A 12,191-nucleotide genomic window follows, 5' to 3' on the forward strand; every position below is an offset into this window, starting at 1 on the left:
CCGTATCGACCGACGGCCGGACTTGCCGGACGGCTGTGCGGGCCGTACGGGCCTGGTGACCGGTCAAGCGCTGCGGTCCGGCCGGTGGTGTGGGGGAGGGGCGGTGTGCGTGGCTGACGGACTCAGTCGGCGGTGATCAGCTCGCGTACCTCGGCGGGCAGCTCGCCGGCCGGGCGGACGGCGACGAGTCGTGTCTCCTGCGGGGTGTTCCCGACCGCGACGGCCAGCTCGGGGGAGACTCCGGCCACCTGGTACGCCGTCACCTCCTCCGCCGGCGGGGTCCCGTCCGCGCCGCCGGTGTCGTCGCACGCCGGGAGGGTGGCGGGGCCGAGTTCTCGGCCGATCGTGAACCTCGCGTGCGCGACATCCCCGTACGTCCGGCCCTCGTAGCGGATCCGGTAGGCGCAGGACGCCTCCGCCTCGCCGCCGCCACTCCCCGCGCACGCCACAGCCGCCACGACCGTCGCCGCCACCAGCACCGGCCACCCCGTCCACCTCATCGACGCCCCCTCCCGGCACTGACCCGTACAGGACTACGACGCCGCATCCGTCGGGTTCGTTCGAGCGGTTCCGCGGCGCCGGAACCCTAGGCGAGCGGCTTGCGGCCCAGCCAGGCCGCCAGGCGGGTGTAGGCGTCCGCTCCCTCGGGGGCCGGGTGGGCCGAGCTGAAGGGGGTGCGGCTGTCGCGTTCGGGGTCGGGCAGGTTGCGGTGACCGGCGGCGAGGGCGAACTCGGCGAGGTCCGGGTCGAGGGCGACGGGGTGACCGAGGGACTCGCCCAGGTCCCAGGTGTGGGTCACGATCTCCATCACGTATCCGGAGAGGGCCGCATCCCCGGGGACCTCGCCCCACGGCACCCGCACCGGCGCCGCCATCCGTTCCTCGCTCTCCCAGGCCTTGACGGCCCGGGTCCTGACCTCGTCGTAGGCCTCCGCCCAGCCGTCGTCCGCGACGCCCTCGACGAAGGCCGGTTCGGCGAGCCCGTCGCCGCCCTCGCCGACGATCGCGATCCGCCGGGTGCCGCCGACGATGTGGCTCAGCAGCGTTCGTACGTCGAACTCGGCACAGGGGGTCGGACCGGCGAGCTGTTCGGGGCGCACGGTCCGGATGAGCGCGGCGGCCTGCTCGGTCGCACGGGTGTAGACGGGACGGGGATCGGTGGTGTTCGTGTTCATGCGGCAGATGCTGGACCCATAACCTGACAGTTTCCGTCAACATTTGAGATCCTGGTGCGGTGAAGTCCGACCGTCTCCTGTCGATCCTGCTGCTCCTGCAGACCCGCGGCCGGGTCCCCGCCCCCGAACTCGCCGAACGCCTCGAAGTGTCCGTGCGCACGATCTACCGGGACATCGAGGCCCTGTCCGCCTCCGGCGTCCCCGTCTACGCCGAACGCGGGCGGCACGGCGGCATCGAACTGCTCCCCGGCTTCCGTACGGACGTCACCGGTCTGACCGCCGACGAGTCCCGGGCCCTGTTCATCCTGGCCGCGCAGGGCGCGCACGCCGCCCTCGGCCTGGACGCGGCCCTCGGCTCCGCGCTGCGCAAGGTGATGGCCGCGCTGCCCGCCCCGCACCGCCCCGCCGCCGAGGTGACCAGCCGCCGGATCCTGGTCGACGCCACCCGCTGGAAGGGCGGCCCCCAGCCGGCCGTCGACCTCGGCACCCTTCAGGACGCCGTCTTCACCGACCGGCGGCTGCGGCTGCGCTACCGCCACAGCGGCGACCCCGGGCCCACCACCCACACCGTCGACCCCTACGGCCTCGTCGCCAAGGCGGGCGTCTGGTACCTCGTCGCCGACCGGCGCGGAAAGCCGCAGCTGTTCCGTGCCGACCGGGTGCGTTCGGCGACCGTGCTGGACGACCCCGTACGACGGCGGCCGGGCGTCGAACTCGCCGACGCCTGGGAGGTGCTGCGCCGCCAGGTGGAGGAGCGCCCCGCCGGAGTCGACGTCACCGTCCGGGTCCGGCGCGACCGGCTCGACATGTTCCTGCGGATGAACGCCCCGGCAGTCGTCGAACTCCCCGAGGAAGAGAGCCACGGGGGAGACCGGGTGACCGTGCGGCTGTCGTACCCCTCCGTCCCCGCGGCCCGCCAACTCCTCGCGTTCTCCGACCGGGTGGAGGTCCTCACCCCGCGGGAGGTACGCGAGGAACTGCGTGCGGCGGCGGCTTCTGTCACGGAGCTGTACCAGCCCACTGATGGGTCACCGCAGGCGAACTCGCAGGTCAGCGCGATTTCTTGAGGCACGCTTTACCTCGTTGACAGGCAGCGGACAGAGCGGGCCCAAGGAAGCCTCAGCCGCCGTTGGTTGAGTGCCCGCATCTCAGGACTCCCTCATCGTGCTTGGAGCTGTCTCTCATGAAGCGTGTGCGTCTCGTTCCGGCGGTGGCCCTGTTGGCGCTCTCGCCCCTCGTCCTGGTCGCCTGCGGTTCCGGCGACTCCTCGTCCTCCAGCGGCAGTTCCGGCCAGAGCCAGAACTGCCAGGCCCCGTCCGGCATGCCGACCGGGGCCGCTCCGAGCGGCGCTCCCTCCGGCGCTCCCTCCGGCGCCCCGTCCGGCGCCGCCTCCGGGCAGCCGACGGGCACGCCCACCGGTGTCCCCTCCGGCATGCCGAGCGGCGCGCCCGGCGGCGGCCAGGGCGGCCCCGGCGGTGGTCAGGGCGGCGGCTGCGGCGGCCCCGGCGGCCAGCAGGGCGGCCAGGGGCAGCAGGCACAGCAGCAGGGCTGACGTACGACAGCGGCGGCGCACCCGGGACGGGGGTGCGCCGCTTTCGTCTGTCCGCGGCGCTCAGTCGTGCCAGTGGTGGCGGCCGATGCTGATGAGCCGCATCTGACGGGTCGCCCGCGCCGCGACCCGCTCCCGTTCCTCCGGCGCCGTCTCCAGCGCCTCCAGGAACAGCGAGGCCGTGATGAGCATCTGGTCGACGTACAGGTGCGACAGCATCAGCAGGTCGTCGTCGTTCCAGCCCTCCGCCTCGGGGTCCTTGGCCAGCTCGTCCCGCACCTCCTCGGCGAACCGGCCCAGTTGCTCCCGGATCGCCTCGCGCACCGGCTGGACCCCGCCGTGCCGCTCCCGGGCGAGGAAGCGGACATGCGCGGAGTGCGCGGTCACATACCCCTCTATCAGCTCCACGGCGCGGGTGATGCGCTCGTCGCTCGTCTCGGCGGCGGTCACCGTGGTCCGGATCATCGGGTGCAGGCTGCCCAGGGCCTCCTCGACCAGGGCGACGCCGAGATCGGCGGTGGAGCGGAAGTGCCGGTAGAACGCGGTCGGGGCGACCCCGACGGCGCGGGTCACCTCGCGCAGACCCAGGCTGCTCAGGCTCTGCTCCTCCAGCAGGGCGAGCGCGGCGTCCAGGAGCGCCTGCCGGGTCTTCTGCTTCTGGGCCTGCCGGATGCCGAGGGTGTGACTCATGTCATCCAGTTAACAACTGTTCTCCGGAATTGAAAAGCCGTACGGCACGCTAGACTCAAAAGTCAGTGAACAACTGTAACCACAACTGTTCACCGAAAAGTTCACCGAACTCTTCACCGAACTCTTCACCCGGACTTCACGGAGGGGATCCGATCCCATGCTGTTCCTCGTGGCCGCCCTGCTGCTGCTCGGTGTCGTCATGGGCACCGTGGCCCACGCGCCGCTCGACTTCTCGCTCGCCCTCGCCGCCGTGATCGCGGTCTGGCTCGGTGTGTTCGCACTGCGCGAGCGGCACGCCCGCCGTCGCACCCCGACCCACTGACCGGCACCGTCCGACAGGAGCTGAACCGACATGCATCTCACCGCACCGGCCACCGGCCGCACCACCCGTGGCACCGGCGTCCGTGACGCCGACGGCATGGCCGTGGCGTCCTTCATCCTCGGTCTGCTGGGCCTGCTGGTCCTGAACCTCTTCCTCGGCCCCCTCGCCGTCGTCCTCGCCTCGGTGGCCTTGATCCGCGGCACCGGCCGCCCCGGCCGGGCCTGGCTGGGCCTCGCGCTCGGCGTCGCCGACCTGCTGGTCCTGCTCGCGTTCATGCAGGCGGACGCGTCGGTGTCCTGGGGCTTCTAGCGCCGGCCGCACCCGCGGCCGACCTGGACACGAGGTCCGTCCACGGCGCCCCGTAGAATCGTGGCCACCATGGCATACCTCGACCACGCCGCGACCACCCCGATGCTCCCGGAGGCGGTCGAGGCACTCAGCGTGCACCTGAGCATCACCGGCAATGCCTCCTCCCTCCACGCATCCGGCCGTCGGGCGAGACGGACGGTCGAGGAGGCCCGCGAGACCCTCGCGGAGGCGCTCGGCGCCCGCCCCAGCGAGGTCGTGTTCACCTCCGGCGGCACCGAGGCCGACAACCTCGCCGTCAAGGGCCTGTACTGGTCCCGCCGCGACGCCGACCCGGCCCGCACCCGGGTGCTGGCCAGCCCCGTCGAGCACCACGCGGTCCTCGACGCCGTGCACTGGCTCGGCGAACACGAGGGCGCCCGGATCGAGTACCTCCCCGTCGACGCGTACGGCCGGGTCCACCCCGACGCCCTGCGCGAGGCGATCGCCCGCGACCCCGACGACGTCGCCCTCGCCACCGTCATGTGGGCGAACAACGAGATCGGTACGGTCATGCCGGTCCGTGAACTCGCCGATGTGGCAGCGGAGTTCGGTGTGCCGCTGCACGCCGACGCCGTCCAGGCCTTCGGCCAGGTCCCGGTCGACTTCGCCGCCTCCGGGCTCGCCGCGATGACCGTCTCCGGCCACAAGATCGGCGGCCCGTACGGCATCGGCGCCCTGCTCCTCGGCCGTGAGTACACCCCCGTCCCCGTCCTGCACGGCGGCGGCCAGGAGCGGCATGTGCGCTCCGGCACGCTCGACGTCCCGGCCGTCGCCTCCTTCGCCGTCGCCGGCCGTCTCGCCGCCGAACAGCGGGAGTGGTTCGCCCGGGAGATCGGCGCCCTGCGCGACTCCCTGGTCGCCGCGGTCCGTACGGCCGTCCCGGACGCGATCCTCGGCGGCGACCCGGCGCCGGACGGCCGGCTGCCGGCCAACGCGCACTTCACCTTCCCGGGCTGCGAGGGCGACTCCCTGCTCCTGCTGCTCGACGCCCAGGGCATCGAGTGCTCCACCGGCTCCGCCTGCACGGCCGGTGTCGCCCAGCCCAGCCATGTCCTGCTCGCCACCGGCACCGACCCCGATCTGGCCCGCGGCACCCTGCGGTTCTCCCTCGGGCACACCAGCACCGAGGCCGACGTGGAGGCGCTCGTCAAGGTCATCGGGCCGGTGGTGGAGCGGGCCCGGGCGGCGGGGCTGACGTAACCCGTCCCGCGCGACCTGACCCGCACGACCCGTCCCGTACGCGTTTAGTGTCGACACTCGGCGTGAATCTGGGCAGGGGCTAGCGGTCACCTGTCAATATCGTGACTAGGTGTCGACAGTGGGCGACTATTCGGCTACCTTCCGGTGCAGGTTCCCCCCGCTGCTGTCGACAGAAGGCCGTCCCATGACCGTCGCGTCATCGCACGAACGCCGCGTCTCCCCACGCAGAGCCCCGCTCGCCGTGGCCGCACTGCTCCTGGTGGCCGCCCTGCCCGTGGCCCCGGCGGCCGCCGCCGTCGGCACGGGAAGCGTGACGTCCGCCTGCGCGGGCGCTCTCTCGTACGCGCCGCTCGACACCGCCGGCACGGCCGCCGCGCAGACCCGGCACGTCGTCACCGCCGACCTGGACGGCGACGGCGTCCAGGACGTGGTCGGCACCAACCTCGACGCCGACTCGGTGACGGTGCTGCTCGGCGCCGGTGACGGGTCCTTCGCCGAGAGCACCACCTACCCCGTCGGCACCCGCCCCTACCAGACCGTGGTCGCCGACTTCGACGGCGACGGCCACCCCGACCTCGCGACCACCGACTTCGGCGGCGCCCAGGTCAGCGTGGCGCTCAACGCCGGTGACGGGACCTTCGGCACCGCCGCGGCGATCGACGTCGGCACCTCCCCGCGGGCCCTGGCCACCGGGGACCTCGACGGCGACGGCCGGCCCGATCTCGTGGTCGCCGAACAGGGGCCGAGCACGGTGCGCGTGCTGCTCGGCCGGGGCGACGGAACCTTCGAGGACCTGGGGCAGACCGCCACGGGCAGCCAGCCGCACGGGGTGGTCGTCGGCGACTTCGACGGCGACGGCGCGCCGGACGTGGCCACCGCGAGCGTGGGGAGCGCCGGGGTGAGCGTGCTGCTCGGCACCGGCACGGGGACGCTCGGCGCCGCGACCTCGTACGCCGCCACCTCCCGTCTCTACTCCCTGGCCGAGGGCGACTTCGACGGGAACGGCACCCTCGACCTGGCCACCGTGAGCAACGGGGCGAACGCGCTGGACGTGCTCTCGGGCAACGGTGACGGCACCTTCGGTACGGCCACCACCTACACCACCTCCGGACTGCCGGTCGCGGTCGGCGCCGCCGATCTGGACGGCGACGGCCGCACGGACGTCATGGTCTCCTCCCTGAAGGGCAACTCCGTCGCCCTCTTCCAGGGCGGGGCGAACGGCTCGCTCACGGCGCTCGCCGATCTGTCCGCCCCCGGCGCCTACGACGCCGCGGCGGCCGACCTGGACGGCGACGGCGTCCGCGACCTCGTGGTCGCGAACAGCAGCGCCGGACAGGTGGATGTGTTCAAAGGGACCTGCTAGCCACCGCCACCACCATGAACCTGGCCCAGGTGCGCTGGGTCAGGGGCTGCCGCCGGCACTTCCACTGCCGGCGGCAGCCTGCTTGAGGGGCAGGGCCGAGTGCCTAGCTCTCCGTGACCATGAGGGCCGCCATCATGCCCTCGTCCTCGTGCTGGAGCAGATGGCAATGGAGCATGTACATGTACGTGTCGTCGGTGAAGTCGGTGAACTTCATCGCGATCTTGATGGAGCCGCCGCCGACCACCTCGTAGGTGTCGAACCAGCCGAGATCGACTCCCGTGGGCTCCTCGCCGTTGATCTCGATCAGCTGGAACGGCACGTCGTGCAGATGGAAGGAGTGCTCCAGCTGCGTGCTGTTCTTGATCGTCCAGATCTCCTCGGCGTCCAGCGTGGTGCTGATCATCGCCATCGAGGACATGCTGGTGCCCGCCGAGCCGTTGATCAGCATGGTCGCGCCGCTCTGGCCGAGGGTGATCGTCCGCGCGGTGAAGTCGCTGGTGTCGTACCGGGTGATCGTGTTGAGCGTGCTCGGCAGGTCGTCGGGCGTGTCCGAGGCCTCCGGGGTCACCGTGAGGAAGTCGTACGTGCCGCTTCCGCCGCGGATCCAGCCGGTCGTGACCACGGCCTGGAGCGTGACGGCGTCCTCCAGGTCGAGCACGAACTCGGCGCGGGCGCCGGCCACCAGCCGGATCGTGGTCACCTCGGTGGCCTCGGTGAGGTAGCCCTGGTCGGTGGCGATCTGGGTGAGCGTCCCGCCGTCGCTGCGCTGGACGGTCATGATGTCGGCGGGGGAGGCGTTCAGGACCCGGAAACGCGTTCGGGTCTTGGTGGCCGTGAAACCGAGGGTGGTCGAGTCGACGTTGGTGCCGTTGCACAGCACCGGATAGCTGAGGTTGGAGGCCAGATAGCCGGTGAGGTTGTACTTGATGTCGCCGCTGGTGTCGACGGCCAGACACTGCAGGATGATCGGGATGTCGTCGACGCCGTACTCGCTCGGCAGCGCGGCCGAGACGTCCGAGTCGTCCTCGACGATGATCATCCCGGCCAGTCCGTGGACGACCTGCTCGGCCGTGGTGCCCAGGGCGTGCGGGTGGTACCAGAGGGTCTTGGCCTCGTCGAGGACCTCGAAGGTGGGCGACCAGGTCTCGCCGTCGGCGAAGGCGTTCTGCGGGCCGCCGTCCATCTTGGGCGGGATGTGGGCGCCGTGGAAGTGGACGGTGGTGTCGTCGCCCAGGCTGTTGGTGATGTTCAGCAGGACGGTGTCGCCCTTGGTCCACTTCATGGTGGGGCCGAGGTACGACCCGTTGTAGCCGGCCGTGGTGCTGGTGACGCCGCTGATCACCTCGCTGGTGCCGGTCTTCGCGGTCAGCGTGTAGGTCGTGGCGCCGTCGGTGGTGGTGGTCTCCAGCAGGTCCGGGATGTTCAGCGTGCCGGTGGCCTCCGTGGCCGCGGAAGCCTTGTTGCTGTTGCCGCCGGTCAGCAGCGAGAAGCCGATCCCCGCCGCGCCGACCGCGCCGAAGCCGACGCCCGCCATCCCGCTGAGGAACTTCCGCCGGTGCAGGCCCTTGCCGCCCCGGCCCTTCGTCTCCTTCGTGTGCTCGCCCTTGGCGGCCCGGCCGCTCCTCGCGTGGGCACCCGTGCTCTGCTCGCCCGCTCCGGAAGCGGGGTCTGTGGTGTGGGTCATGGCCGTGGAGCTTTGGGCTAAGGCCTATGTGAAGACTGAGCCCAAGTTAGGAGTCAGCCCTGATCCCTGTGCAGCCTTAACAATCCGATTGGATCTTCAACTCACCTGAAAAAAAGCCAAGTTGGCGTGCCGCAGGTCAGGATCGCGGTGCGGGACACAACGGGCGGTCCGCCCTCACGAATCGCTCACGATTCTGGAAACTTGTGAGCTGCGTCACGCCGGAGGTCAGCTGGCAGCGGTTCGCGCCGTTTTGACGAGCTTCAGGTACCGGTCCCAGTCCCAGTGCTCACCGGGGTCGGTGTGGTCCGTCCCCGGGACCTCCACATGCCCGATGATGTGCTCCCGGTCGACGGGGATGCCGTACCGCGCGCAGATCCGGGCGGTCAGCTGCGCGGACGCCTCGTACATCGCGTCGGTGAAGTCCTCCGGCCGGTCCACGAACCCTTCGTGCTCGATGCCGACACTGCGCTCGTTGTACGCGCGGTTGCCCGCGTGGTACGCCACGTCCAGCTCGCGGATCATCTGGGTGACGCTGCCGTCCTGGCCGACGATGTAGTGCGCCGCCGCCCGGTGCCCCGGGTCCTCGAACGCCTGCACCGCGCTGGCCAGATCACCCTGCGTGACATGAACGACCACCATGTCGACGCCGTAGTCGTCCGGCCGGTCCGCCCAGCGGAAGTTCGCCTCCGAGGCCGCCACCCAGCGCGCGCCCCCGAAATCCACCGCGCCCTCCACCCGCGGCTTGTGCACCCCCGGCAGCCGCCAGTACAGCTCCGTCAGCTCCTCACGCGCCAGCACCGCCGACCCCACGGCGGCCACCGCACCGCCGATCAGCAGCGCCCGCCGCCCGATCCGCCGGTCGCTGTCGCTCCCTCTCGCCCCCATCGCCCGCCCTTTCTCGCCCTTCGTGATCGTCAACGGATATGCGCGAGCTGTGGTTCCCCGCTCCCCGTACCCTGGAGGGGTTATGACTGAGACCTCGCAGCGCCCCCGCCCCCTCCGCGTACTCGCCGCCATGTCCGGCGGGGTCGACTCCGCCGTCGCCGCCGCCCGCGCCGCGGAAGCCGGCCACGACGTCACCGGCGTCCATCTCGCGCTCTCGGCGAACCCGCAGTCCTTCCGCACGGGCGCGCGCGGCTGCTGCACCATCGAGGACTCCCGCGACGCCCGCCGCGCCGCCGACGTCATCGGCATCCCCTTCTACGTCTGGGACCTCGCCGACCGCTTCCGCGAGGACGTCGTCGAGGACTTCGTCGCCGAGTACGAGGCCGGCCGCACCCCCAACCCCTGTCTGCGCTGCAACGAGAAGATCAAGTTCGCCGCCCTGCTCGACAAGGCGCTCGCGCTCGGCTTCGACGCGGTCTGCACCGGCCACTACGCGCAGATCGTCACGCGGCCCGACGGCTCCCGCGAACTGCACCGCGCCTCCGACATGGCGAAGGACCAGTCGTACGTCCTCGGCGTCCTGGACGAGAAGCAGCTCGCCCACGCGCTGTTCCCGCTCGGCGACACCCTCACCACCAAGGACGAGATCCGCGCCGAGGCCGAGCGCCGGGGCCTCGCGGTCGCCAAGAAGCCCGACTCCCACGACATCTGCTTCATCGCCGACGGCGACACCCAGGGCTTCCTCGCGAACCGCCTCGGCCGGGCCGAGGGCGACATCGTCGACGAGTCGGGCGCGAAGATCGGCACCCACGAGGGCGCGTACGGCTTCACCATCGGCCAGCGCAAGGGACTGCGCATCGGCACCCCGGCCCCCGACGGCAAGCCCCGCTACGTCCTCGACATCTCCCCGGTGAACAACACCGTGACGGTCGGCCCGGCCGCCGCCCTGGACGTCACCGCGCTGACGGCGATCAAGCCCCGCTGGTGCGGGGCCGCCCCCACCGGCCCCGGCACCTACACCGCCCAGCTGCGCGCCCACGGCGGCGAGACCGAGGTGACGGCGGAGTCCGTGGACGGCGAGCTGCGGGTGACGTTCGCCGAGCCGGTCCGCGGGGTGGCCCCCGGCCAGGCGATCGTCCTGTACGACGGCACGCGCGTGGTGGGCTCGGCGACGATCGCGACGACGGTGCGGGCGACGGCCGGGGTGGTCTGACCGGCCCAGCGCGCGCCCCTACGCGCCGAAGAACTCCTCCAGCACGGGCGCGAGGACGTTCGGATCGACCATGTGGGTCTGGTCCTCCAGCAGGCGGTACGTCCCCTGCGGCGCCGCCTGCGCCACCGCGCGCGTGGCCTCACGCATCCACGCGGGGCTGTCCCCGCCCGCCACCGCGAGCACCGGTACGCCGAGGGCGGCCAGCCGTTCCCGGGGGACCCGGCCGCCGCCCATGACCGCGTCGTCGTAGGCGAGGGTCGGCGCGATCGCCTCCATGCCGGCCCACATCGGCGACTGGCGGGCCCGCTGGATCATCTCCTCGGCCAGCCCCGTCAGCCGCAGGAACAGCTCCACGGCGTCCCCGCGCCGCCCCCGCGCCAGCGCCTCGGTGAGCCGCGCGGTGTACTCGGCGCGTCCGCGCAGCGCCTCCTCGTCGACCGCGTACGGCGTCTCGTAGACGGCCACCCGTCGCACCGGCAGCCCGCTCGCCGCCGCCCGGAGCACCAGCGCCCCGCCCGAGGAGATGCCGTACAGCGAGGCCTCCCCACCCGCCACGTCGATCAGCGCGGCCAGGTCCTCCACCTCGCGTTCCACCGCGAACGGCGCCGTGTCGCCGCTGTCGCCACGGCCCCGCCGGTCGTACGTCAGGACCGTGCAGCGGCGCGCCAGCAGCCCGCCCAGGGGCGCCACGGTGCCGCCCGTGGACATCGCCCCGCTCACCAGGATGACCGCGGGACCCTGTCCGGCCCGGGCGTACGCGAGTTCGGTGCCGTCGCGCGAAATGGTCTTCTTGTCCATGTCAGAGCAGACTGCCGCACGACGGGGCGGTCATCGGCCTACGACACCTCCACTTCGTAGAAGCACAGGTGGTTCCTGATCTCGGCGACGTCGGGCTTCGGGTCGGGGTACGCCCACACGAGGTCGGGCGCGCCGGGCAGCGACCAGTACGACGCCGTGCCCTTGAAGGGGCAGTAGGTGTGGGTCTCGGACGGCGTCAGCAGGTCCATGCGCACATCGGCGTCGGGGATGTAGAACCGCACCGGACAGCCCGTCTCGCGCAGGGCGAGGGCCCGGTCGGTCTCGGCGAGCACCCGGCCGTCGTGGACGACCCTGATGTGCCGGGTGTCCTGTTCGATCGTGATCGTGTGTCCTCGGGTCATGCCGGAAAAGCGCTCGCGGGCCCCCGGTTCTTCCCGCGTACGGTGACCCCATGCGTATCTGTGTCTTCCTCTCCGCCGCCGATCTCGACGACCGTTACACCCGACCCGCGCGCGAGTTCGCGGAACTGCTGGGCAAGGGCGGGCACACGCTCGTGTGGGGCGGGTCCGACTCGGGCCTGATGAAGGTCGTCGCCGACGGGGTGCAGGAGAGCGGCGGACGGCTGTGCGGGGTGTCGGTGACCTTCCTCGCCGCCAAGGCCCGGCCGGGCGCCGACGAGATGGTGATCGCGAAGGACCTCGCCGAGCGCAAGAGGCTGCTGCTGGAGAAGGCCGACGCGGTCGTGGTGCTGGTCGGCGGCACGGGCACCCTGGACGAGGCCACCGAGATCCTGGAGCTGAAGAAGCACGGCCACACCGACAAGCCGGTGGTGCTGCTGAACACCGCGGGCTTCTACGACGGGCTCGAGCAGCAGTTCCGGCGGATGGAGGACGAGGGCTTCCTGCCGCGTCCGCTCGCCGACCTGGTGTTCTTCGCGCAGGAGCCGACCGGGGCGCTCGCCTACCTGGAGGAGAGGGAGGGCAACTCCTGACGACGCGTGATGC

15 protein-coding genes are annotated in these 12,191 nt (G+C 71.9%); 8 read left to right on the forward strand and 7 right to left on the reverse strand.

What is annotated here, in order from left to right; all coding sequences use genetic code 11:
* Window positions 1–122: 122 nt before the first annotated feature.
* Both ACYQ8Q_RS31565 and ACYQ8Q_RS31570 read right to left on the reverse strand, forming a co-directional pair.
* Entirely contained in the window at window positions 123–500 is a 378-nt protein-coding gene (locus ACYQ8Q_RS31565; RefSeq protein WP_460069702.1) for a DUF6281 family protein, read from the reverse strand.
* A gap of 86 nt (window positions 501–586) precedes the next feature.
* Window positions 587–1,174 (reverse strand): TIGR03086 family metal-binding protein, encoded by a 588-nt coding sequence (locus ACYQ8Q_RS31570; protein ID WP_460069704.1) that lies wholly within the window; start codon window positions 1,172–1,174, stop codon window positions 587–589.
* A gap of 59 nt (window positions 1,175–1,233) precedes the next feature.
* Here ACYQ8Q_RS31570 and ACYQ8Q_RS31575 point away from each other — a divergent pair, with 59 nt between their 5' ends.
* Window positions 1,234–2,241 (forward strand): helix-turn-helix transcriptional regulator, encoded by a 1,008-nt coding sequence (locus ACYQ8Q_RS31575; RefSeq protein ID WP_460069706.1) that lies wholly within the window; start codon window positions 1,234–1,236, stop codon window positions 2,239–2,241.
* Between the two features lie 116 nt (window positions 2,242–2,357).
* Window positions 2,358–2,726, forward strand: coding sequence for a hypothetical protein (locus tag ACYQ8Q_RS31580; RefSeq protein ID WP_460069708.1), 369 nt, complete (start codon window positions 2,358–2,360; stop codon window positions 2,724–2,726).
* 60 nt (window positions 2,727–2,786) lie between these two features.
* Here ACYQ8Q_RS31580 and ACYQ8Q_RS31585 read toward each other — a convergent pair whose 3' ends face one another.
* A complete protein-coding gene (locus ACYQ8Q_RS31585) occupies window positions 2,787–3,413 on the reverse strand; it encodes a TetR family transcriptional regulator (RefSeq protein ID WP_460069710.1) in 627 nt (208 codons plus the stop codon).
* Window positions 3,414–3,570: 157 nt separating this feature from the next.
* Between ACYQ8Q_RS31585 and ACYQ8Q_RS31590 the strand changes: the two genes are divergently transcribed.
* From ACYQ8Q_RS31590 to ACYQ8Q_RS31605, 4 genes are all read left to right on the forward strand, one after another.
* Window positions 3,571–3,735, forward strand: coding sequence for a hypothetical protein (locus ACYQ8Q_RS31590; protein ID WP_460069712.1), 165 nt, complete (start codon window positions 3,571–3,573; stop codon window positions 3,733–3,735).
* 30 nt (window positions 3,736–3,765) lie between these two features.
* A complete protein-coding gene (locus tag ACYQ8Q_RS31595) occupies window positions 3,766–4,044 on the forward strand; it encodes a DUF4190 domain-containing protein (RefSeq protein WP_460069714.1) in 279 nt (92 codons plus the stop codon).
* A gap of 69 nt (window positions 4,045–4,113) precedes the next feature.
* A complete protein-coding gene (locus ACYQ8Q_RS31600) occupies window positions 4,114–5,283 on the forward strand; it encodes a cysteine desulfurase family protein (RefSeq protein WP_460069716.1) in 1,170 nt (389 codons plus the stop codon).
* 184 nt (window positions 5,284–5,467) lie between these two features.
* Window positions 5,468–6,646: an FG-GAP repeat domain-containing protein gene (locus tag ACYQ8Q_RS31605; RefSeq protein ID WP_460069718.1), complete on the forward strand. Its 1,179-nt coding sequence runs from the start codon at window positions 5,468–5,470 to the stop codon at window positions 6,644–6,646.
* A 103-nt stretch (window positions 6,647–6,749) separates the two neighbouring features.
* Here ACYQ8Q_RS31605 and ACYQ8Q_RS31610 read toward each other — a convergent pair whose 3' ends face one another.
* On the reverse strand, window positions 6,750–8,330 hold the full coding sequence (locus ACYQ8Q_RS31610; RefSeq protein WP_460069721.1) for a multicopper oxidase family protein: 1,581 nt from the start codon (window positions 8,328–8,330) through the stop codon (window positions 6,750–6,752).
* A gap of 225 nt (window positions 8,331–8,555) precedes the next feature.
* Window positions 8,556–9,215 (reverse strand): N-acetylmuramoyl-L-alanine amidase, encoded by a 660-nt coding sequence (locus ACYQ8Q_RS31615; protein ID WP_460069723.1) that lies wholly within the window; start codon window positions 9,213–9,215, stop codon window positions 8,556–8,558.
* An 82-nt stretch (window positions 9,216–9,297) separates the two neighbouring features.
* Here ACYQ8Q_RS31615 and mnmA point away from each other — a divergent pair, with 82 nt between their 5' ends.
* A complete protein-coding gene (mnmA, locus tag ACYQ8Q_RS31620) occupies window positions 9,298–10,428 on the forward strand; it encodes a tRNA 2-thiouridine(34) synthase MnmA (RefSeq protein WP_460069726.1) in 1,131 nt (376 codons plus the stop codon).
* A gap of 18 nt (window positions 10,429–10,446) precedes the next feature.
* Here mnmA and ACYQ8Q_RS31625 read toward each other — a convergent pair whose 3' ends face one another.
* Both ACYQ8Q_RS31625 and ACYQ8Q_RS31630 read right to left on the reverse strand, forming a co-directional pair.
* Complete coding sequence (locus tag ACYQ8Q_RS31625; protein ID WP_460069729.1) at window positions 10,447–11,226, reverse strand: alpha/beta fold hydrolase; 780 nt, start codon at window positions 11,224–11,226, stop codon at window positions 10,447–10,449.
* Window positions 11,227–11,264: 38 nt separating this feature from the next.
* On the reverse strand, window positions 11,265–11,588 hold the full coding sequence (locus tag ACYQ8Q_RS31630; protein WP_460069732.1) for a DUF427 domain-containing protein: 324 nt from the start codon (window positions 11,586–11,588) through the stop codon (window positions 11,265–11,267).
* 50 nt (window positions 11,589–11,638) lie between these two features.
* Here ACYQ8Q_RS31630 and ACYQ8Q_RS31635 point away from each other — a divergent pair, with 50 nt between their 5' ends.
* Window positions 11,639–12,178, forward strand: coding sequence for an LOG family protein (locus tag ACYQ8Q_RS31635; protein WP_460069734.1), 540 nt, complete (start codon window positions 11,639–11,641; stop codon window positions 12,176–12,178).
* The last annotated feature ends 13 nt before the right edge of the window (window positions 12,179–12,191 follow it).

This window comes from Streptomyces sp. YKOK-I1 (genome assembly GCF_054660435.1).

Excerpts from the sequence above, each read along its gene's own strand:
- ACYQ8Q_RS31565 (WP_460069702.1), bottom strand. The coding sequence starts at position 500 with ATGAGGTGGACGGGGTGGCCGGTGCTGGTGGCGGCGACGGTCGTGGCG.
- ACYQ8Q_RS31570 (WP_460069704.1), bottom strand. The coding sequence starts at position 1,174 with ATGAACACGAACACCACCGATCCCCGTCCCGTCTACACCCGTGCGACC.
- ACYQ8Q_RS31580 (WP_460069708.1), top strand. The coding sequence starts at position 2,358 with ATGAAGCGTGTGCGTCTCGTTCCGGCGGTGGCCCTGTTGGCGCTCTCG.
- ACYQ8Q_RS31585 (WP_460069710.1), bottom strand. The coding sequence starts at position 3,413 with ATGAGTCACACCCTCGGCATCCGGCAGGCCCAGAAGCAGAAGACCCGG.
- ACYQ8Q_RS31590 (WP_460069712.1), top strand. The coding sequence starts at position 3,571 with ATGCTGTTCCTCGTGGCCGCCCTGCTGCTGCTCGGTGTCGTCATGGGC.
- ACYQ8Q_RS31595 (WP_460069714.1), top strand. The coding sequence starts at position 3,766 with ATGCATCTCACCGCACCGGCCACCGGCCGCACCACCCGTGGCACCGGC.
- ACYQ8Q_RS31600 (WP_460069716.1), top strand. The coding sequence starts at position 4,114 with ATGGCATACCTCGACCACGCCGCGACCACCCCGATGCTCCCGGAGGCG.
- ACYQ8Q_RS31605 (WP_460069718.1), top strand. The coding sequence starts at position 5,468 with ATGACCGTCGCGTCATCGCACGAACGCCGCGTCTCCCCACGCAGAGCC.
- ACYQ8Q_RS31610 (WP_460069721.1), bottom strand. The coding sequence starts at position 8,330 with ATGACCCACACCACAGACCCCGCTTCCGGAGCGGGCGAGCAGAGCACG.
- ACYQ8Q_RS31615 (WP_460069723.1), bottom strand. The coding sequence starts at position 9,215 with ATGGGGGCGAGAGGGAGCGACAGCGACCGGCGGATCGGGCGGCGGGCG.
- mnmA (WP_460069726.1), top strand. The coding sequence starts at position 9,298 with ATGACTGAGACCTCGCAGCGCCCCCGCCCCCTCCGCGTACTCGCCGCC.
- ACYQ8Q_RS31625 (WP_460069729.1), bottom strand. The coding sequence starts at position 11,226 with ATGGACAAGAAGACCATTTCGCGCGACGGCACCGAACTCGCGTACGCC.
- ACYQ8Q_RS31630 (WP_460069732.1), bottom strand. The coding sequence starts at position 11,588 with ATGACCCGAGGACACACGATCACGATCGAACAGGACACCCGGCACATC.
- ACYQ8Q_RS31635 (WP_460069734.1), top strand. The coding sequence starts at position 11,639 with ATGCGTATCTGTGTCTTCCTCTCCGCCGCCGATCTCGACGACCGTTAC.